Below are 20,316 nucleotides of genomic sequence, written 5' to 3' on the forward strand. Positions count from 1 at the left end.
GCATGGCCCAACCCTCCCCACGCCTCAAGTTCACCTACCACGACTATCGCACCACGCCCCCCGGCAAGCGCTACGAACTGCGGGAGGGAGACCTGGTCATGGTGCCTGCCCCCAGCGATTTCCACCAAGCCATCTCCATGAACCTATCCTTGGCTTTAGGGGCGTATATTCGCCAGCGGCGTTTGGGGCACCTGCGGGCAGCCCCCTACGATGTGGTGCTGTCCCCCACCGATGTGGTGCAGCCCGACCTCGTGTTCATCTCCCCCCAGCGTGCCCCCTTCATCCGCCCCGAAGGATGCTTCGGCCCCCCAGACCTGGTGGTAGAAATCCTCTCCCCCTCCTCCGCCGAGGTGGACAGGGGCTACAAGCGCTCCCTCTACGCCCGCCACGGCGTCCGCGAATACTGGCTGGTGGACCCCGACACCCGCACTGTGGAGGTGCTCACCCTCGGCGAAGAGGGCTTCCGCCTTGTGGGCCTGTTCCGCCAGGGAGAGCGGCTCGTCTCCCCCCTCTTCCCAGACCTCACCCTCACCGTCAGCGACGTGTTCGCCGAAGGAGGATAGTGTGGCCTACGGAATCGTGATCAAACAGGGACACGAGGGCGTGCGAGTGGAGATAGGATGTCCCCACCAGCACGGGATGCTCTATGCCGTGCGGAGTAAAGCCTCGTGGGTGTGCTCCGCCGACCTGCTCCACGCCCACGCCCTGGCGGGCTTCCTGCGGGAGTTGGTGCGCCTGGAGAACCCCGCCGTGGACGCCCTGATGCAGAAGTGGGGTCTGTATTACCGCGAACTGCCCCTAGAAGATCAGGCGCCCGCCCCGACCGCCTCCGCTCCCCAGACCACCTCCCCCTGACCCCTACCCCAAGCGCCCATGCCCCAACCAGCGGGCGAAAAAGTCCGCCACCAGCAGGGCCACCTGCCGCTCCGCACCGCGGAAGAAGTGGTCCACTCCCTCCAGCAGGTGGACCTCTTTCGGCTCCGCCCACCGCCGCACCAGGAACTGGAACTGTTCCGCAGGGACGATATGATCCTGGTCGCCGCAGATGAACAGTTTGGGTACCGGCGTATGGGCGGCGGCGGGATGGTTCAAGGCAGAGGCCGGGGGGGCCACCGCCCCCACCGCCTGCACCATCCCCGGCTGGGACGCCACCTCCAAAGCAATCCCCGCCCCAAAGGAATATCCCACAATCCCCAAACGCCCGTTGTCCACCCCTGGCACCATCCCCAGGGCAAGGAGAGCCTCCGCGGCGTCCTCCACCTCCTTCACCCCGTGGCTGTGCACCCCCTCGCTGGCCCCTGTACCCCGAAAGTTGAAGCGCACAACGCAAAAGCCACGCGTGTGCAACGCCTGCGCCACCGCCACCACCAACGGGTGATCCATATCCCCTCCATATAAGGGATGGGGATGGCACACCACCACCCCCGGCCATGGCCCCTTCCCCTCCGCCTTGTGGAGCACCCCCTCCAGGCGCAGACCCTCGCTGGTGGTGATGGGAAAGGGAACGGGCTGGGGGCGGGTCATCCTCTTCTCCGCAAATAACGCCACACCTCATAGGTGCGGTGCACGGCCGTGAGGAACCCCAAACCCGCCACCACCCCGAGCGCCGGCACCACCCACCCCGTCAGCAACCCCACCACCAGGAGAAGCACCCGTTCAGGGCGGGTCATAATTCCGATACGCGGGCTGGGCACCCCCAGCCCTTCGGCGCGGGCGCGGGTGTAACTCACCAGAAACGACCCCCACAGCGCCAAAAAGGCCAAAAGGCTTCCAGCCATCTCCCCCTGCCGCCCGTAAAACACCAGAATCCCCAGCAACACCCCCGCCTCCTGCACCCGGTCCACCAGGGAATCCAGAAAGGCCCCGAAGGGCGTTGCCCGTCCCGTGCGGCGGGCCAGGGCTCCATCCAGCATGTCCATCAGCCCCGCCACCAGCAAAGCACCCCCCGCCCACATCCACCGCCCCGTCGCCGCCAGATACGCCACCGGAGCCGTCAACACCAAGCCCACTAGGGTCAACGCATTCGGACTGACCCCCACTGCGCTCAGGCCCCGCAGCATGGGCTCCTCCACCCATGCCCCCCACCACACCCGCACCCGCTCCCGCAGGGCCTGCGCCGACAGACCGCCCCCCCTCCCCCTCATACCAACACCCTCTCCCGTGCACCCCCCATCCACACTCGCTCCCGCACCTCCTGGTAATAGTCCACCACCTGCTGGGCCACGCGCTCCCAGCGGAACTCCTGCACCCGCCGATACCCCTCCGTTACGAGGTGCTCCCGCAAAGCCCCATCCTCCAGAACGCGCTGCAGAGCCCGCGCCAATGCCTCCTCGTCCTGGGGAGGCACCAGCACCGCCTCCCTCCCGTCCCGCACCACAAACTGATACCCCTCTATCGCCGATGCCACAATGGGCACCCCCGCCGCCATGGCCTCCAACAGCACAATCCCGAAACTCTCCTTCCCAATGGCAGGGGCGCAGAACACCTGCGCCGAGGCGTAATAGCGGGGCAAGTTGCTATAGGGCACACCCCCCACAAACACCACATCCGTTAGCCCACACGCCGCAAGACGCTGGAGGCTCTCCCGATCGGGGTTGCCCGGCCCTACCACGATCAGGCGCAGGTGGGGCATGCGCCACTTCAGGCGCGCAAACGCCCCCACCAGATACCGCAACCCCTTCCGCTTCTCCAACCGCCCGACAAACAGGATATTCACCTTCCCGTCACAGAACTCCGGCAGAGGCATCGCCCCCGCAAAGTGCCCCACATCCACCCCGTTCGGGATAATCCGATACTCCCCCGGAAAGTAGCGGGCGATGAACCGGCGCGCCGGCTCCGAGACCGCCGTGCGCCCGTGCAACCGGCGCACCCACGCCCGCAGAAACGGGCGCGCCCAGGGGTAAAAACGACTCCGCCCATGATACGCGTGGAAAGTGCCGATGTTCACCGTATCCGAGAAACTCAACACGCATAACGGCAGAAAAGGCGTAAAGGGCTCGTGCAGGTGCACAATGTCATAGCGGTTGCGCTGCAGAAGGTCGCGCACCCGCTCCGCCAGCCACACCGACAGGGTGATGCGCGCCGTGGAGCCCCCGCTGGGGATGCGCAAGGGATACCCCAGACGCATCAAATACGGAATACCCAACTCCTGTGCCGGGCGCGAGGACGGAGCCAAAATGTGCACCCGGTGCCCCATCCCCCGCAACTGTCGGGCAAGGGAGGCGATATGGTCGTTCACACCCCCAGGGTAAGCGAAATCGTACGGCGATACCAGGGCGATGCGCACAACGCCCCCCACCCGTCTACTACGGCAAGGCGACCGGCGCCCTCCCGTTCTCCCGCCCTGCGATGAAGTCCTCCACCAACTCCTGAGCTACATCGTCCGGAAACTGCAGGGGCGGCGACTTCATAAAGTAGGCCGACGGCCCCACCAGAGCCCCGCTAATGCCCCGATCCAACGCCAGTTTGGCACAGCGGATAGCGTCTATAACTACCCCCGCCGAGTTAGGACTATCCCACACCTCCAGTTTCAACTCTATGGTAATAGGCACACCCCCAAACCCGCTCCCCTCCATGCGGATGTAGCAGAACTTGCGGTCCTGCAACCACGGCACATAATCGCTGGGGCCAATGTGGATATTGTCCGGCCCGATCTCATAGTCCAGAAGGGAGGTTACAGCGTTGGTCTTGGAAATCTTCTTCGACTGCAACCGCTCCCGCTCCAACATATTCAGGAAGTCGGTATTGCCCCCGAAGTTCAACTGGTAGGTGCGCTCCAGCCTCACCCCCCGCTGGCGGAACAGATGGGTGAGCGCCCGATGCACAATGGTCGCCCCCACCTGGGACTTAATGTCGTCCCCAATGATGGGCAGACCTCGGTCGCGGAAGCGCTTCTGCCAATAGCGCTCCCGCCCAATGAACACCGGGATGCAGTTCACAAAGGCGCACCCCGCCTGCAACACCTGCTCCACATACCACTTGGTCGCCTCCTCCGACCCCACGGGCAGGTAGTTCACCACCACATGGCACTCCCGTTCCCGCAAGATGTTCACAATATCGGCCGTAGAGCCCGGGGCCTTCTGCACCAGGGGCGCCACATACTTGCCGATACCATCGTGGGTCATCCCCCGCTCCACAATGACACCCGTCGGGGGCACATCGGCGAACTTGATGGTGTTATTGGGCGGGGTAAAAATGGCCTCTGCCAGGTCCTTCCCCACCTTGTTGCGGTCAATATCAAAGGCCGCCACGAAGCGGATGTCCCCTATGGCGTAGCCCCCCAGCACAGGGTGCATCAGCCCGGGGATGAAAGCGTGGGGTGGAGCGTTACGGTAGTGGTACACCCCCTGCACCAGGGAAGAGGCGCAGTTGCCCACCCCAATGATAGCCACATTGATGGTGCCCATGCTCCCCCCTCAATGGTGGATATCGTGCGCACGGGGCTACACCTGCTATTGTAAGGCACCCGCGCAACGGGGCAAAACAAGGGCGTTTACCCCCTCATCAGGGAGCGCCCCACCTCCCGCCCCCGTTCGGCCGTCTCAGGGGAACGGCATGCCAGGATGCGCACCCCCTCCCGTATCTTTTCCTCCACCGTCTCCGGCGTCGCCGCCTCCAGAAAGGCCAACCCCGCACTCCGACAGGCGGCAAATACCCGATTGCGGGCCTCCACCATCTCCGGTGGGTAGGGCGGGTCGTGGCGGTCCCGGTAGCCGAAGGACATCCCCATATCCCCCGGCCCCCACTCGGCAAAGGCCAGCCCCGGCACCTGGGCGATGGCCTCCGCCTGGGGCAGGGCGCGGCGCGTCTCTATCTTCACCCCCAGGAGCACCTCCCCCTGGGGGGCCAACGGCCACGGCTCCGCCCGCTCCAGATACTCCTCCACCGATACGCCCCACACAGCCGCCGCCGTTTCCTGCCCCCCGTTGCCCCGTCGCCCCACCCCAGCCGTATGGAACGGATACCGACACGCCTCCACAAACGCCCGCACCGCCTCGGGCGATTCGGCGTGCGCCAGCAGAATTCCGTGCACCCCGCGCGCCAGCACCTGCTTGAACATCCAGGCGTTGGCGCGCACCTCCTCCACACTGGCCCCCGTGGCGGGCACCACCACGATGACCGCCGGCGTGCGGTGGCCGGTGGGGGTTGGCCCCCCGTCCACCAGCCCCCGCATAAAGGCGTCCAATCCCGCCAGGTCAAAGGTGGCGTGCTCCAAATCCACCGTCAGGTAATCGGCCCAGGTCTGGGCCATCCGCTTCCCGTTGGCATAGGTCAACTCCTTCGTCCCCGTGGTAAACACGGGAAGCCCCTTCTCCAAAAGGTCAATAGCCCTATTCACGCGCCCCATAGTGCTTTACCCCTCTGCTCTACCAGTTGGTGAAGGCCCCATCCCGCCGCCGCAGGCGCGGCGGATAGCCCGGCGTATAGGCGCGGGCGTAGGCCAGGCACGCCTCCTCGTTGAACTCCAGCCCCAAGCCCGGCCGCTCCGGCTTCAGCACATACCCATCCTCCCAGGGGATTTGCACGGGGAACACATCGGGCAAAAATGTGCCCGGCTTCACGGGCAACTCCAACACCCCCACATTGGTGGACGCCAGGCACAGGTGGGCCGCCGCCGCCGAACTCACCGGCCCCAGGGGATTGTGCGGCACGATGTCTATGTAATGGGTCTCGCACCAGTGGGTAACCTTAAGGGCCTCCGTAATGCCCCCCACGATGCACAGGTCAATGCGGGCATACTGAATCAGTTCCTCCTCAATGACCTCCCGAAAAGCCCACTTGCCCGCCCATTGCTCCCCGGCGGCGATGGGCACTGCCACGTGGCGCGCCAGGGTGCGGTAACTGGCGGGGTTCTCCGAGCGCAGGGGATCCTCCACGAAGAAGGGACGGAAGGGCTCCAACTCCCGACACAGGCGAATGGCATAGGCCGTATCCAGGCGCGTGTGCACATCCAGGCAGATCTCAATCTCGTCCCCCACCGTTTCCCGCACGGCGGCCACCTGCTGCACCGCCATGCGCACCGAGGCCGACGGCTCCAACACCCCATCGGGGTAGTGGGGGAGCCCCCACCGCACGAACTTCCACCCCTCCGCCACCGTGCGCCGGCAACTGGCCAGCAGGCTCTCCGTATCCGTCTCGGCGTTGTGGGGATAGCACACCACCTTATCCCGCACCGGCCCGCCCAAGAGTTTATACACGGGCAGGCCCAGCGCTTTCCCCTTGATATCCCACAGGGCGATGTCTATGGCGCTCAGGGCGGCACAGACCACCTTATCGGCGGGGAAGAAGCCCGCGCGGAACATCCGTTGCCACAGGCGCTCGGTGCTGAAGGGGTCCTCCCCCAGGAGCAACTCCTCCGTCAGACGACGCACCGCCTGCTCTAGGGAGCCTGCCCAATAGGGCACCCCTGCCTCCCCCACTCCGTAGATGCCCTCGTCCGTCTCCACTTTCACGAAGAAGAAGTGGCGCTGGGCGCGCACCGGGAAGGACTTCACCGCCGTGATCTTCATGCCTACTACCCTCCCAGAAGGCTTCGGGGCTGGGCCTACACAACTTCCGTCTATCGGCCGGGGGCGGGGTTAGTAACAGCCCCCTGGGCCGCCGAGCCTACCGCCTGGGCATACTTGGCCAATGCCCCCCCAAAGGGAACGGGGCGAGGGCGCCACTGGGCACGGCGGCGGTCCAGTTCCTCTTTGGGCACCTCCACCTCCAGCCGCCGATTGGGGATGTCCAGGACGATGGGGTCGCCCTCCTGCACCAGGGCGATGGGGCCCCCCACCGCCGCCTCGGGGGCCACATGCCCAATCATGGGCCCCCGCGTCGCCCCCGAGAAGCGCCCGTCGGTGATGAGAATCACTTGGTCGCCAATGCCCTGCCCCACCAGCGCAGCTGTAACCGCCAACATCTCCCGCATCCCTGGGCCACCCTTCGGCCCTTCGTAGCGGATGATCACCGCATCGCCAGGACGGATGCGGCGCTCCTGCACCGCCTTGAAGCAGTCCTCCTCCCGGTCAAAGACCCGCGCCGGCCCGCGGAAGGTGGTGGTGCGCACGCCGGTGGTCTTGATAATTGCCCCCTCGGGGGCCAGGCTCCCCTTCAGCACCACCAACGACCCCGTGGGACCAAGGGGGTTGCTTACCGGGCGCACCACCGCCTGGTTGGGATTGAACCGATACGGAGCCAGGTTCTCGGCCACCGTCTTCCCCGTAACGGTAATGGGATCCCCGTGCAGGAGGCCCCCCTCCCACAGCGCCCGCATCACCAACGGCACACCCCCCACGGCGTCCAGATCCGCCATCGTAAAGCGGCCGGCGGGCTTCATATCGCAGATAAGGGGCGTGCGTCGGCTGATGCGGTCAAAGTCGTCTAGCGACAGGGGCACCCCCGCCTCGGCAGCGATGGCCAGCAGGTGCAAAACGGCGTTGGTGGATCCCCCCATCGCCTCCACCACCGTAATGGCGTTCTCAAAAGCCTTGCGGGTCAGGATATCCCGAGGGCGGATGCCCTGCTCCAGCAAGCGCATCACCAACATCCCCGCCTGGAAGGACGCCTGCAAACGCCGGGCGTCCACCGCCGGGATGGACGCCGAGCCAGGGGGAGCCAAACCCAACGCCTCGCTGACACTGGCCATCGTGTTGGCGGTGAACATCCCCCCGCAGGAGCCCGGGCCGGGGCAGGCACACGCCTCTATCTCCGCCAGGTCCTCGCGGGTGATGGCCCCCGCCTGAAACTGCCCCACCGCCTCGTAAACATCCTGAATAGTGATAGCCTTTCCCCGCCAGTGGCCAGGTAGGATAGTGCCCCCATAGAGGAACACGCTGGGGATGTTCAGACGGGCCATGCCCATCATGGAGCCGGGGATGGTCTTATCGCACCCCGCCATGGTTACCAGCCCGTCCAGACCGTGGGCGAAGCAGACCAGTTCAATGGAATCGGCGATGACCTCCCGGCTCACCAGAGACGCCTTCATCCCCTGGTGGCCCATGGCGATGGCGTCGCTGATGCAGATGGTGCCGAACTCAATGGGCGTCCCGCCTGCGGCGCGGATACCCTCCCGCACCTTGGGGGCCAGGCGGTCCAGGTGGTAGTTGCAGGGGGTAACCTCGCTGGCGGTATTGGAGATGCCGATGAAGGGACGCTGCAGATCCTCGGGGGTCAGGCCCATGGCCAGGAACATGGCGCGGTGGGGTGCCCGCTCAGGGCCTTCCACCACCACACGACTGCGCTGTTTGAGGGGAGTGGGTTGGCTCACGGTGCGCCTCCTCGTGGCCCTTTTTGGGGACAAGATAGCCTGTCCCCTCCTGGGGACGCAAGGTGTGCCCCAGTGAAGGGACTGCGTCTTGGTCGACGACAACCACCTACCCTCGGAAGTGGGGGAGCACCTGCTGGGCGACTAAACGCATCTGCTCCCAGGCTTGCGGGGGCGTCCCCTGGAACTGGAACACCACATCCGTTACCCCCAGGGCCAGGCGCGCCTCCACCTCTCGGATGCAATCCTGGGGCGTGCCCGTGATGCACAGGGCCTGGGCCACATCCTGGGCGCTCATACGCTCCGTGGCGTAGCGCCGGCCTACTGTGGCCACCCCAGATGCAGGGCCTCGGCCGTATCCTGAGCGATGGCGATGGGCTGGAGCACCCCCCAGCGGAAGTGGGAGAGGTCGCACCCCTCCTGGGCGGCAAACTAACGAATTTTTTTCTCCCCGCTGGACTGCAATCGGCGCAGGGTATACAGGAAGGGATACCAGCCGTCCCCGTAGCGGGCGGCGCGGCGCATGGCGGGCTCCTCCCGTCCGGCCACCCAGATGGGGGAATGGGGCTCCTGGACGGGATGGCCAGCAAAACGGGATGCTAGAGGGGGATAAGGACAATGCCCGTCAACAGACGAATGCGGCGGGTTGCCCCACCGGCGGCCGCCAGGGCGGGGACGCCCATCCATCACCTGCTCGCCGATGCTCACCCGGTCATAGCCTCAAGCCTCCGCCTCCCGTGCCATATCCACCACCGTTTCCATCTGCAGGGCGACCCCAAAGGTGATATCCTTGCCTGCCATCCTCCCTCCAGCACTACTTATTCCAGGCGTGTTTGAGAGCCACCTTCTCGTTGAACTCCACACCCCATCCCGGCTTGGTGGAGACCTTCATATACCCTTTCTCAAACTCGGGTGGGGTGCACAGGTCGTCCTTCCAGGGCACATCGTCTATGTCTATCTCCATAATCCGCACATTGGTGAGGGTGGCGCACAGGTGAGCACTGATGTGGGACGAGAGGTGGCTATAGTAGTTGTGGGGGGAGATGTTGATATCGTAGGCCTCGGCCATAGTAGCGATTTTGCGGGACTCCCCGAAGCCATTCCAGGGCACATCAATCATCAGGTGGTCCACGCACTGCAGTTCACAAAAGCGTCGGTAGCCGCGGATGCCGTAGAGGTTCTCCCCCGAGGTGATGCGGGTGGCGGTGGACATTTTGATCTGCAGAAGGGCCTCGGGGTTGTAGTTATCGATCTCCAGCCACAGCAGGTTATAGGGCTCCAAGGCCTTGGCGATGCGGATACAACTCTCCGGGGTGAAGTTGAAGTTCAGGTCCAAGTTGATGTCCACATCGGGGCCGACGGCCTGGCGGAAGGTGCCGATGAGGGTCTGGATGTGGCGCAGGAGCCACGGCTCCACCACCCGGTCGCTGGTGCCTGGGGGGCCGCCGAAGCCGGGCATCCACACCTCGGCCGGGTCACCGGGGATGATGATGTTGGTCTTCAGGGCCGTAAAGCCCCGCTCCACCACCTCCCGCCCCAAGCGGGCGATGTCCTCCATCGTGCGGATGGGGGGCTTCCCCACCAGGTGAGCGTGGCGGGCGCGGGTCGTCCCGCAGTGCGACCAATACACCCGCACCCGGTCGCGCGTCGGCCCCCCGAACAGGGAATACACCGGCACCCCCAGCGCCTTCCCCTTGATGTCCCACAGGGCCAGGTCTATGCCGGCGATGGCCTTCTGCACCACACCCCCGGGGGCGTGGCGGGCGGCGCGATACATATCGTGGGTGATCATCTCCACATGGTGCGGATCCCGCCCCAGCACCAGTGGCTCCAGGTCTCGCACCGCCCCAGCGATGCTGTGGGGCAAGCGGTTATCGCTACACTCCCCATACCCCACAATCCCCGCGTCCGTCTCCACCTTCACAAAAGTCCAGGGACGCCATCCTCCGTCCACGTGGAACACGCTCACCCGCGTAATCTTCACGGCGCCTCCTTTCACAGCCGGGGTCTTGCCTAGTATATCCTACGCCCCCCAAGAGGGGCAGGGGACGCCGAAGGCCCGCCGATGAGCGGTCAGGGACCGGAGGGGTCAACTGGCCGAGCCATACAGGTGGCAGGCCACCTGATGCCCGGGGCGCACCTCCAGGGTCGGAGGCTCCACCTGGGAACAGTGGGGCATGGCGAAGGGACACCTCGGATGGAACCGGCACCCCCTGGGAATGTTGAGGGGAGAGGGCACCTCCCCCGTCAGGATGATCTCCTCCCGGTGGATATCGGGATGGGAGGGGAGGGCGGCGGAGAGGAGGGCTTTAGTGTAGGGGTGCAGGGGGTTATCAAACAACTCCCCGCTGGGAGCCGACTCCACGATGCGCCCCAGGTACATCACCGCCACCCGATGGCACATATAGCGCACCGTAGCCAGGTGGTGAGCAATGAGCAGATAACTCAGGTTGAACTGTTTCTGCAGGTCTTTCAAAAGATTCATAATCTGGGCGCGGATGGACACATCCAGTGCCGACACCGGCTCGTCCAGAACGATGAGTTTGGGGTTCAGGGCCAAGGCGCGGGCGATGGCGATGCGTTGGCGCTGGCCCCCGCTGAACTCGTGGGGATACAGGGTGGCGTGGTGAGGGTTCAGCCCCACATTCTCCAACAACTGGGCCACCCGCTCCCGCGTCTCCTGGGGCGACAGTTTCAGGTTGATGTCCAGAGGCTCGGCGACGATCTTCCCCACCCGCATGCGGGGGTTCAGGGACGCCCACGGGTCCTGGAACACGGCCTGCACCGACTGGCGATACCGCTTCCTCTGGGCACCATCCATGCGTACCACATCCTGGCCCTCAAAGAGGATGGTACCTGCCGTGGGCGTCTCCAGCATCAGCACCATCTTGGCGGTGGTGGTCTTCCCGCATCCCGATTCCCCAACCAGTCCCAACGTCTCCCCCTGGCGAATCACAAAGGAGACACCGTCCACCGCCTTCAACAGGGCGGGCTTGCGGAACAGCCCCCGCCCCACCGGGAAGTACTTCTTCACCTCCCGGGCTTCCAAGAGCACCTGTCCGTCAGACGGCGACCCATTCATACCAGTGTCCAACACGCTGCAGTGTGCCCCGGGGCTACTTCCACCCTCGGCGGATACTCCCGCCGACAGCGCTCCTGCACATAGACACAGCGGGGGGCAAAGGGACACCCCGGCGGCAAATTGTGTAACACGGGAGGCTGGCCGGGAATAGAGTACAGGCGCTCCACATCCTCCTCCATCTTGGGGACGGAGGCCAGCAGAGCCTTGGTATAGGGATGGGCGGGGCTGTTGAAGATGCGGCGCACATCCCCTTTCTCCACGATGCGCCCCGCATACATCACCGCCACCGTGTCGCACATCTTGGCCACGATCCCGAAGTCATGGGTGATGAAGATGATGGACAGGCCCGTCTCCTGCTGGATTTCCTTCAGCAGGCGCAGGTATTGGGCCTGGATGGTGGCATCCAGGGAGGTGGTCGGCTCGTCGGCGATCAGCACCGTGGGCTCGCAGGAGATGGCGATGGCCCCCACCACCCGCTGGCGCATCCCCCCGCTCAGTTGGTGGGGGTAATCGCGCATGCGCACCTCGGCAGCGGGGATGCGCACCTGCTTGAGCACCTGCACCGCCCGCTCCACCAGGCTCCGCTTGTTGGGCAACTTCTGGTGGATGCGAATCGCCTCCATCACCTGGTCGCCGATGGAGAGCACAGGGTTCAGAGAGGTCATGGGGTCCTGCAGGATGAGGGCGATGCGCTTCCCCCGCACCTTCTGCATCTCCCTCTCGGGGAGGGTGAGCAGGTTCTCCCCGTCCAACAGCACCTCTCCCCCTACAATCCTCCCCGGGGGCGAGGGCACCAGGCGCATGATGGAGAGGACAGTAACCGACTTCCCGCTCCCCGACTCCCCCACGATGCCCAAAGTCTCCCCCCGGTGCAGGTCAAAACTGACCCCATCCACCGCCTTCACCACACCCCAGCGGGTGTAGAAGTAGGTGCGCAGGTCCCGCACCCGCAGAACCACGTCCTGGAACGCCTTTCCCTGCACCATGGGCCTCGTTGTGGCCCTATTCTAGAAGCCTTAGGGTGTCCTGTCAAGCCCCTTTGCGAAAATCGTTGCAAAACTCTTGACAAACGCCCCAACGCCTTTCTATAATACGGCCACCTTTCCAGCCTACAGCAGGGGATCTTATGCCCCCATAGTGGAGGGCTTGCAGGGGAGTGTATCGGAACCACCCCAGTAGATAGGGAAAAAGTGTATAGGGAGGGAAGGCCATGCAGAGGACACGGTGGTCGCTCATCCTCATCGGCGTGCTGGGGTTGGCCCTCTTCCTGGTGGGGGCGTGTCGGCCGGCGGCAGCGCCCACCCCCACCCCTACACGGGCACCCGCCCCCGCCCCCGCCGTCGCCGTTACCCCCACCCCCACACCCATCCCGCCCACGCCCACCCCACCCCCCGTCATCACCCCCACCGGCACCCTTACCGTCGCCGTCGCCACGGTGAATGTGCCCGCTGGGACTCCCCGCTTCTGCACCGCCGGGTGCGCCGAGAACGTCTACCTCGCCAGTGTGATGGAGACCCTCTTCCGCCCCGCCTCGGGCGACATCGCCGGCGAGAAGCCCGAAGTGCCCATCCTGGCCGAATCCTGGACTATGGATACCCAGGTGCCCCCGCGCTGGCTGGACTTCAAACTGCGCCCGGGAATCCAGTTCCACAGAGGCTATGGGGAGATGACCGCCGAGGATGTGGCCTTCTCCTTCAACGACGCCAACTCCCGCACCACCCCCGAAAGCATCCACGGCCAGGCCGGCGACTTCTACCCCCTCATCAAAAAGATGGAGCCCCTGGACAAGTACACCGTCCGCCTCTGGTATGAGACCTTTGACAGCCGCGGCCTTCGCCACCGCTTCAGCCTCTTCTGGCAGACCGCTGGTGTGACCAGCAAGAAGGTGTTTGACGAACTGGGCCCCGAGCGGATGCGCACCGTGTTCATCGGCACCGGCCCCTTCCAGATGGTGGAATACACCCAGAACAAGGGCATCTTTATGGAGGCGGTGGATCGCCACTGGCGGCAGACGGCCCGCTTCAAGACCGTGCGCATCCTGGAGGTGCCCGAGACGGCCACCCGCCGCGCCATGGCCCTGACGGGTGAGGCGGATATCGTCCAGGCAGCCCTGAAGGATGTGCCCGACCTGGTGCGGGCAGGTCTGAAGACTGCCGAAACAGGCAACTACGACCAGATGGTTATCTACTTCACCGGCAACTATTGGGAGAAGCGCCACCCCATCACGGGCGAGCCCCTCAACCGCAAACTGGACTTGACCAAGCCCTGGGTCTCCCCCAACCCCGACGATGACCCCGCCCGCGCCGAGCAGGCCCGCAAAATCCGTTGGGCACTGGCTTTGACCATTGACCGTGAGGCGCTGAATCAGGCCATCCTGCAGGGCTTGGGCCGGCCCGTGCACATCGGCTATGTGTCCGTGGCCCACAAGGAGTTCCAAGAGAAATGGAAGGTGCCCTACGACCCCGCCCGCGCCCGCCAGCTGCTGCGGGAGGCCGGGGGCTGGCCCGCTGGCGTCAACATGGAGATGCACTGCTTTACCCCCGCTATCTGGAGCGAACTGTGTGAGGCCATCGCTAGCGTCTGGCTGACCGAGTTGGGCATCAAGACCGACATTGAGAAGGTGGCCTACACGGTCTACCGCCCAGGCCTGGTGCAGCGCACCACCTCCAAGCCCATCATCTTCCCAGGCGACGATGGCAAGTCCGCCTTCCCCTATCGCTGGGCCAAGGGCTTCACCAACAGCGCCATCAGTTCGGGTGGGTTCGGCGTGGGCATGGAGATTCCCAAGATGACCGAGTTCTACCTCAAGGCTGCCGCTGAGATAGATCCCCTCAAGCAGAAGCAAATTGTGGACCAGTTCCACGACTACTCCTACCACTGGATGCTGATGCCCGGCACCATCGAGGCTCCCCTCTTGCTTATCTATAACCCGCGCCGCATCGCCTCCTGGGACATCCTGCCCAACGCCAACGGCAACCTGGGGGGCCTGAACAACTTGGAGAGCGTGGTGCCCGCCCGCTAGGAGAGGGATGGTTCGCTTCCTCGTCCGCCGGTTCATCTTTATGATCCTGGCCCTCATCGGGGCCACCATGCTGGTGTTCTTCATGTCCCGAGCCGGCGGACGCGACCCGCGCTACCTGTATGCCCAGGCCGGCGGGTACGGCCTCTCCCCCGCCATGTGGGAGGAGTTGGGACGGCGCCTCCACTTGGACAAGCCCCTCATCGTCCAGTATCTCCTCTGGTTAGGGGACACCATGCGAGGGGATTTGGGGGAGTCGCTTATGGACCGCCGGCCTGTGGCCGAAAAGATAGCGGAGCGGATTCCCAACACCCTGCGGTTAGCCCTAGCGGCGTGGCTGTTCGCCACCTTTGTGGGAGTGCCCCTGGGGGTGCTCTCGGCCGTCAAGCGGGGCACCGTCTGGGACTATATCGCACGCGCCTTCGCCATGATGGGCCAGGCGGCCCCCCCCTTCTGGGTGGGCCTGATGGCCATTCTCCTCTTCTCCGTCCAACTGCGCCTGCTCCCCACCGGCACCATGGGGGAGGGCATCGCCATCCGCAACTACATCATGCCCTCCATAACTTTGGGGTGGCTGGCGGCGGCGGGCTATTTGCGCCTCACCCGCTCGGCCATGCTGGAGGTGCTGGACGCCGAGTTCATCAAGTTGGCCCGGGCCAAGGGGGTCAGCGAGTGGATGGTCATCTGGAAACACGCCTTCCGCAACGCCCTCATCCCCCCGCTGACCCTCTCGGCCATTATTTTGGCGGGCTTCCTGGCGGGCGCCGTCGTGGTGGAGACGGTGTTCTCCTGGCCCGGGGTGGGCCGCCTGGCCTATGAGTCCGTGCTCAACGACGACTTCCCCCAGATTACCGCATGCGTGCTGGTGTTCACGGCCGGGTACCTGGTGCTCAACTTCCTCACCGACTTGGCCTATGCCGTCATTGACCCCCGTATCCGCATCAGTTAGGGGGATGCCATGGCCAATGTAACTGTCGCTGTTCCCCGCAACCGCCTGGTGCTGGCCCTGCCGGGCAAAGCCTTCTCCGCCCTTACCCGTTGGCCGGTTATCCCCCTGGTCATCCTCACCACAATGGTCTTTACAGCCATTTTCGCCCCCGTTTTGGCCCCGCACGATCCGGTCAAGGCTAGCCTGGTCAAGCGCAACATCCCCCCCGCCTGGACGGCGAAGGGCACCTCCGAACATCTGCTGGGCACCGACCCCGTCGGACGGGATATCCTCAGCCGTCTGATGTTCGGAGCGCGGGTCTCCCTGATGGTGGTGGGCATCTCCTTGGCCACAGGCCTGCTGGTGGGGACGACCTTGGGCATCATCGCCGGGTATTTCGGGGGCCTGTTGGACGAAATCATCAGCCGTTTTGTGGACATCTGGCTGTCCTTACCCCTGATCGTCTTGGCGTTGGCCATCGTCATCGTTTTCGGGCAGAGTTTCGGAGTGATGATCGGTCTTTTGGCCCTTTTGGCGTGGGCACCCTTCGTCCGCAATGTGCGGGCGGAGGTCATGGTGCTCAAGACAAAGGACTATGTGGCTCTGGCCAAGGTGGCGGGAGCCTCTACTTTGCGCATTATGGTTACCCACATCCTCCCCGGCGTCTTGAACACCGTGATCGTCATCGCCACCCTGCGGGTGGGGCAACTGATCCTCTTTGAGGCCATCCTCAGTTTCCTGGGTGCGGGCATCCCCCCGCCTACACCTGCCTGGGGTGTCATGGTGGCTGACGGGCGCGACTATGTGCACAGCGCTTGGTGGGTCTCTTTCTTCCCCGGCCTGGCCATCTTCCTGGTGGTCATGAGCCTCAACTTCTTGGGCGACTGGATGCGCGACCGCTTTGACCCGCGCCTGCGCCAACTGTAACGGTATTCCCCGAGGGCAAGGGTGCAGGTAGCCCGCGCCGTCGGTCGGCGTCTCCCCGTGTTCTATGGCTGGGTAGTGGTGGGGGCGGCCGGCTCTACCATGTTCGTGCGCAATGCGGCGGCCAGCCTGACGCTGGCCGTCTTTGTGTACCCCATGGCCGCTGACCTCGGCTGGAGCCGCACCCTCATCGCTGGAGCGGCCAGCCTGGGGGGCATCCTGGCCACCGCCGCCTCGCCCCTCTCCGGCTGGGCCGTGGACCGCTACGGCCCCCGCCGGGTGCTCCTGGGGAGTGTGGTGGTTCTGGGGTTGTCCACCCTGGCCCTTGGCTGGGCCAGCACCCCCCTGGTCTTCTACCTGGCCTACGCTGTCGGACGCGTCCTCTTCTCTAGCCCTATCCAGATTGGGGCGTCGGTGGCCGTCTCCCAGTGGTTCATCCGCCTGCGGGGGAGGGCCAACGCCTTCCTGTTCCTGGCCCACGCCTTGGGTATGGGCCTGTTCCCCCTCATCGCCCAGGGCCTTATGGCGCTGGGCGGGGGCGAGGCGTGGCGGCAGGCCTGGGTAGGGCTGGGCCTGCTGGTGTGGGGCGTGGCGGTGCTCCCCGTGGCCCTGCTATTGGTGGGCAAGCCCGAGGAGATGGGCCTTGCCCCCGATGGTTCCACGCCCCCCACCCCTGGAGGCCCCAAGCCCTTTCCCCCCGCTCCCCCCGACACCTCCTTCACCACGGCCCAAGCCCTGCGCACCCCAGCCCTATGGCTTTTGGCTCTGGCGGGGGGCCTGCTCTTCTGCGTCCACGCCGGGGTGAACATCCACCAGGGGGCCTACCTGCGGGATAAGGGCCTGGCGGCGAGCATGGCCGCCTTCGCCATCGCCGTCAACGCCGCTTGCACGGGCGGGGGGAGCCTGGTGTGGGGCTTCCTGTCGGAGCGCCTCCCGGTGCGCTGGCTCTATGTGGCGACGGCAGGCACTATCGCCCTCGCCTCCGTCCTCTTCGCCCAGGTGAACACAGTGGCAGAAGCCTTCGGGGTAACGGCCCTGTTCGGCTTTGGGCTGGGAGGCATGCTGGTCCTCCCCTCCGTCGCCTACGCCAACTACTTCGGGCGCCGCTTCCTGGGAAGCATCCGAGGTCTTGCCGAGCCTTTCGTGGCAGGGGGACAGGCTGTGGGAGCCCTTTTGGCCGGGGCGATCTTCGACGCCACCGGCAGTTACCAGACGGCCTTCCTGCTATACGCGGGCACAGGCTTGACAGCGGCTCTCCTGCTGGTGGGAGCTCGCCCCCCCACTCCGCCTCAGGTGGCGCCCCCTCCCCGCCCTTGACGACTCCCCGCCCACAGGGGATAATGCCCCCGAACCCCTGGGAGGGGACGCCATGAAAATCACCGACCTGCGCGTGTTCCCTATGCAGGGTGGCCACGCCAACTGGACATTCGTGAAAATCTACACCGACAGCGGGTTGACCGGTGTGGGGGAAGCCACCTTAGAGCGCTTTGATGCCGCCGTCATCCGCACCCTGGAGTCCTTCCGGGACTTCCTGATCGGCCAAGATCCCTTCCAGATTGAATACATCTGGACGACCATTTACAAGAAGACCTTTTGGCACGGGGGTGTGATTGTCCTCACCGCCCTGAGCGGGGTGGAGCAGGCTCTGTGGGATATCAAGGGGAAGGCTTTGGGGGTGCCCGTGTACGAACTCCTCGGGGGCAAGGTGCGGGATACAGTGCGCGCCTACGCCAACGCCTGGGCCTTCCATCGGGGGGTCTACTTCGGCCCCGATACCCCCGATACCATCGCCCGCCGCGCCCAGGAGATGGTGGCCAAAGGCTTCACCGCCCTCAAATGGGACCCCTTCGGCAACGCCGGCCAGGTCATCGGCAAGGAGGACGAGGAGTTCGCCATCGCCAGTGTCCGCGCCGTGCGGGAGGCCGTCGGCCCCAAAGTAGACCTGCTGATTGAGTGCCACGGGCGCTTCAATGTGTGGAGCGCCATCCGCATGGCCCACAAACTGGAGGCCTTTGACCCCTTCTTCTACGAGGAGCCCATCCCCCCCGACAATGTGGACGCCCTGGCCGCAGTGGCCGCCGCCATCCGTATCCCCGTGGCCACCGGCGAGCGCCTGTTCACCCGCTGGGAGTTCCGCACCCTCCTGGAGAAGCACGCCGCCCGCATCATTCAGCCTGATGTCTGCCACGCCGGGGGCATCCTGGAGACCAAGAAAATCGCCGCTATGGCCGAGGCCTACTACGTCGCCGTCCAGCCCCATAACCCCAACGGCCCCATCTCCACCTTGGCCAGCCTCCACCTGGACGCCACCATCCCTAACTGCATCTTCCAGGAGTTCTTCTACCCCTATCTGGATTTGTATAACGAAATCCTCACCGTCCCCATCACCTACGAAAAGGGCTCCCTCCGCATCCCCAACGGCCCCGGCCTGGGGGCCGACATCCGCGAGGAGGTGATTCGCAAGTATCCGCCTGTGTCCCACCCCCTGCCCGCCCCCTGGGGCGGACCGTACTTCTAGCCGTCGCTCTGCAGAGGAGAGACTCACTCCCCCACGCCTACAGGAGGAGCATATGGATCTCGGCCTGAAAGGACGGGTTGCCATTGTAACCGGAGGGAGCGAAGGCATAGGGAAAGCAACCGCCCTGCGCCTGGCGCAGGAGGGGGCCAAGGTGGCCATCTGCGCCCGACGCCCCGGCCCCTTGGAGCAGGCCGCCCAGGCCATCCGCGCCCAGGGGGGCGAAGTTTTGGCCATCCCCGCTGATGTAACGCGCCCAGAGGATGTGCAGCGGGTCGTGGATACGGTGCTAGCCCACTGGGGAAGGATAGACATTCTCATCAACAACGCCGGCACCTCCGCCGCCCACCCCTTTGAATCCGTCTCCGATGAAGGGTGGGAGGCCGACTTCGCTTTGAAGGTGTGGCCAGCCATCCGCTTCACCCGTGCCGTCCTGCCCACCATGAAGGCCCAGCGGTGGGGGCGGATTATCAATGTCACCAACATCGGTGGGCGCGCCCCCGTCGCCCGCTCCGTCCCCACCTCCGTCAGCCGCGCCGCCGGCATCGCCCTCACCAAGGCCCTCTCCAAAGAGTTCGCCCCCTACAACATATTGGTCAACACCGTCTGCATCGGCCTCGTCAAAAGCGCTCAGCACGAACGGCGCTATCAGAAGGCCAAAGAGCAAAACCCCACCCTGACGCTAGAGCAGTTTTACGCCGAGATGGGCAAGAGCGTGCCTCTGGGACGTGTGGGCGAGACCGAGGAAGCTGCCGATGTCATTGTCTTCCTGGCGTCCGAGCGCGCCAGTTACATCACAGGCGTGGCCATCAACATAGACGGGGGCACCAGCCCCGTCGTCTAACACCCCTACCGGCGGCGGAACTCCTTCTCCACATACGCCCGGGACAGGAGCACCAGGGTGGGTCGCCCGTGAGGGCAGGTGTAGGGATCCTCTGCCCGCCCCAGGTCCTCCAACAGGGAGGCCATCTCCTGGGGCGAGAGGAGCATCCCCGCCGTGACGGCGCTGTGGCAGGCCACCACAGCCGCCACCCGCGCCTCCATCCCCATCCCCTGGGGGAGGTCGTCCCCCAGCAGGGCATCCAGAAAGTCCAAGAAAGCCGGGCGGGGGGGTTTGCCCACCAAAGGCGCGGGCATCCCCCGCACCAGCACCGCCCGCTCACCGAAAGGCTCCACCTGCCAGCCCGCCTGGGCGATGGCGTCCTGCCCGTCGGCCAGGGCCTGGGCTTGGGGAGGCGAAAGCTCCACCACCACGGGCTCTAAAAGGCCCTGCGTCCACGGCTCGCGGCGGCGCAGACGCTCCCACACCCGTTCAAAGAGCACCCGCTCATGAGCGGCGTGCTGGTCTATCAGGTACAGCCCCTCGGCCCCCTCGGCCACGATGTAGCACGCCCCCATCTGCCCCAGGGGGCGCAACGCGGGCAAAGCCACCCGCAACGCCGGCGCAGGGGGCGACGCCACCCCCGCTGTGGGCGCAGGCGCCTCCCCGCGCCCCCGCACCGTGCCCCCTCCCCCCCGCCCACCCAGAGGCGGGGCAGGGCCAACCTCGGGCCGCAGTAAGGGGACCGCAACCTGGGGGACAGCACTACGAGCCACCACC

General features: G+C 65.3%; 20 protein-coding genes and 2 pseudogenes. 9 read left to right on the top strand and 13 right to left on the bottom strand.

Features of this window, described 5'->3' with window-relative positions:
- The first annotated feature begins 2 nt into the window (after positions 1-2).
- Together NZ951_05500 and NZ951_05505 are read left to right on the top strand one after the other, a co-directional pair.
- Positions 3-563, top strand: a complete 561-nt coding sequence (locus tag NZ951_05500) for a Uma2 family endonuclease (GenBank protein ID MCS7207374.1) — start codon at positions 3-5, stop codon at positions 561-563.
- A 1-nt stretch (position 564) separates the two neighbouring features.
- Positions 565-855: a hypothetical protein gene (locus tag NZ951_05505; GenBank protein MCS7207375.1), complete on the top strand. Its 291-nt coding sequence runs from the start codon at positions 565-567 to the stop codon at positions 853-855.
- A gap of 3 nt (positions 856-858) precedes the next feature.
- Here the strand turns inward: NZ951_05505 and NZ951_05510 are convergent, their stop codons facing one another.
- The 12 genes and pseudogenes from NZ951_05510 to NZ951_05565 all read right to left on the bottom strand — a co-directional run bounded on the left by NZ951_05510 (position 859) and on the right by NZ951_05565 (position 12,316).
- The gene (locus NZ951_05510) at positions 859-1,524 is read right to left on the bottom strand and encodes an alpha/beta fold hydrolase (protein MCS7207376.1); all 666 of its coding nucleotides are present in this window, start codon (positions 1,522-1,524) and stop codon (positions 859-861) included.
- Positions 1,521-2,144, bottom strand: a complete 624-nt coding sequence (locus NZ951_05515) for a CDP-alcohol phosphatidyltransferase family protein (GenBank protein MCS7207377.1) — start codon at positions 2,142-2,144, stop codon at positions 1,521-1,523. Before NZ951_05515 ends, NZ951_05510 begins: the two co-directional genes overlap by 4 nt.
- Complete coding sequence (locus tag NZ951_05520) at positions 2,141-3,286, bottom strand: glycosyltransferase family 4 protein (protein MCS7207378.1); 1,146 nt, start codon at positions 3,284-3,286, stop codon at positions 2,141-2,143. Before NZ951_05520 ends, NZ951_05515 begins: the two co-directional genes overlap by 4 nt.
- A gap of 19 nt (positions 3,287-3,305) precedes the next feature.
- Complete coding sequence (locus NZ951_05525) at positions 3,306-4,406, bottom strand: inositol-3-phosphate synthase (protein MCS7207379.1); 1,101 nt, start codon at positions 4,404-4,406, stop codon at positions 3,306-3,308.
- 86 nt (positions 4,407-4,492) lie between these two features.
- A complete protein-coding gene (locus tag NZ951_05530; protein MCS7207380.1) occupies positions 4,493-5,347 on the bottom strand; it encodes an aldolase/citrate lyase family protein in 855 nt (284 codons plus the stop codon).
- Positions 5,348-5,366: 19 nt separating this feature from the next.
- Positions 5,367-6,509 carry a mandelate racemase/muconate lactonizing enzyme family protein gene (locus NZ951_05535; GenBank protein ID MCS7207381.1) on the bottom strand — a complete coding sequence of 381 codons (1,143 nt, stop codon included), beginning with the start codon at positions 6,507-6,509 and terminating at the stop codon, positions 5,367-5,369.
- Between the two features lie 50 nt (positions 6,510-6,559).
- Positions 6,560-8,176, bottom strand: coding sequence for a dihydroxy-acid dehydratase (gene ilvD, locus NZ951_05540; GenBank protein MCS7207382.1), 1,617 nt, complete (start codon positions 8,174-8,176; stop codon positions 6,560-6,562).
- Positions 8,177-8,357: 181 nt separating this feature from the next.
- On the bottom strand, positions 8,358-8,582 hold the full coding sequence (locus NZ951_05545; GenBank protein MCS7207383.1) for a hypothetical protein: 225 nt from the start codon (positions 8,580-8,582) through the stop codon (positions 8,358-8,360).
- A 146-nt stretch (positions 8,583-8,728) separates the two neighbouring features.
- Positions 8,729-8,827: pseudogene (locus NZ951_05550) on the bottom strand (LLM class F420-dependent oxidoreductase).
- Between the two features lie 235 nt (positions 8,828-9,062).
- Positions 9,063-10,232, bottom strand: a complete 1,170-nt coding sequence (locus NZ951_05555) for a mandelate racemase/muconate lactonizing enzyme family protein (GenBank protein MCS7207384.1) — start codon at positions 10,230-10,232, stop codon at positions 9,063-9,065.
- Positions 10,233-10,337: 105 nt separating this feature from the next.
- On the bottom strand, positions 10,338-11,330 hold the full coding sequence (locus tag NZ951_05560; GenBank protein ID MCS7207385.1) for a dipeptide ABC transporter ATP-binding protein: 993 nt from the start codon (positions 11,328-11,330) through the stop codon (positions 10,338-10,340).
- Positions 11,327-12,316 (bottom strand): ABC transporter ATP-binding protein, encoded by a 990-nt coding sequence (locus NZ951_05565; protein ID MCS7207386.1) that lies wholly within the window; start codon positions 12,314-12,316, stop codon positions 11,327-11,329. Before NZ951_05565 ends, NZ951_05560 begins: the two co-directional genes overlap by 4 nt.
- 224 nt (positions 12,317-12,540) lie before the next feature.
- Here NZ951_05565 and NZ951_05570 point away from each other — a divergent pair, with 224 nt between their 5' ends.
- The 6 genes from NZ951_05570 to NZ951_05595 are packed head-to-tail and all read left to right on the top strand — an operon-like array spanning position 12,541 to position 19,560.
- Positions 12,541-14,352 (top strand): ABC transporter substrate-binding protein, encoded by a 1,812-nt coding sequence (locus NZ951_05570; protein ID MCS7207387.1) that lies wholly within the window; start codon positions 12,541-12,543, stop codon positions 14,350-14,352.
- A gap of 7 nt (positions 14,353-14,359) precedes the next feature.
- Complete coding sequence (locus tag NZ951_05575; GenBank protein MCS7207388.1) at positions 14,360-15,298, top strand: ABC transporter permease; 939 nt, start codon at positions 14,360-14,362, stop codon at positions 15,296-15,298.
- A 9-nt stretch (positions 15,299-15,307) separates the two neighbouring features.
- Positions 15,308-16,204 carry an ABC transporter permease gene (locus NZ951_05580; protein MCS7207389.1) on the top strand — a complete coding sequence of 299 codons (897 nt, stop codon included), beginning with the start codon at positions 15,308-15,310 and terminating at the stop codon, positions 16,202-16,204.
- 21 nt (positions 16,205-16,225) lie between these two features.
- On the top strand, positions 16,226-17,518 hold the full coding sequence (locus NZ951_05585; GenBank protein ID MCS7207390.1) for an MFS transporter: 1,293 nt from the start codon (positions 16,226-16,228) through the stop codon (positions 17,516-17,518).
- Between the two features lie 52 nt (positions 17,519-17,570).
- Positions 17,571-18,719, top strand: coding sequence for a galactonate dehydratase (dgoD, locus tag NZ951_05590; GenBank protein ID MCS7207391.1), 1,149 nt, complete (start codon positions 17,571-17,573; stop codon positions 18,717-18,719).
- Positions 18,720-18,771: 52 nt separating this feature from the next.
- The gene (locus tag NZ951_05595; GenBank protein ID MCS7207392.1) at positions 18,772-19,560 is read left to right on the top strand and encodes an SDR family oxidoreductase; all 789 of its coding nucleotides are present in this window, start codon (positions 18,772-18,774) and stop codon (positions 19,558-19,560) included.
- Between the two features lie 5 nt (positions 19,561-19,565).
- Here NZ951_05595 and NZ951_05600 read toward each other — a convergent pair whose 3' ends face one another.
- Positions 19,566-20,177 (bottom strand): hypothetical protein, encoded by a 612-nt coding sequence (locus NZ951_05600; protein MCS7207393.1) that lies wholly within the window; start codon positions 20,175-20,177, stop codon positions 19,566-19,568.
- Between NZ951_05600 and NZ951_05605 the strand changes: the two are divergent.
- Positions 20,144-20,251, top strand: a pseudogene (locus NZ951_05605) (energy transducer TonB). The gene NZ951_05600 and the pseudogene NZ951_05605 overlap by 34 nt on opposite strands.
- Positions 20,252-20,316 lie beyond the last annotated feature (65 nt).

The sequence above is a fragment of the Dehalococcoidia bacterium genome (assembly GCA_025060295.1).
Classification (GTDB): Bacteria; Chloroflexota; Dehalococcoidia; order Lucifugimonadales; family HRBIN23; genus HRBIN23.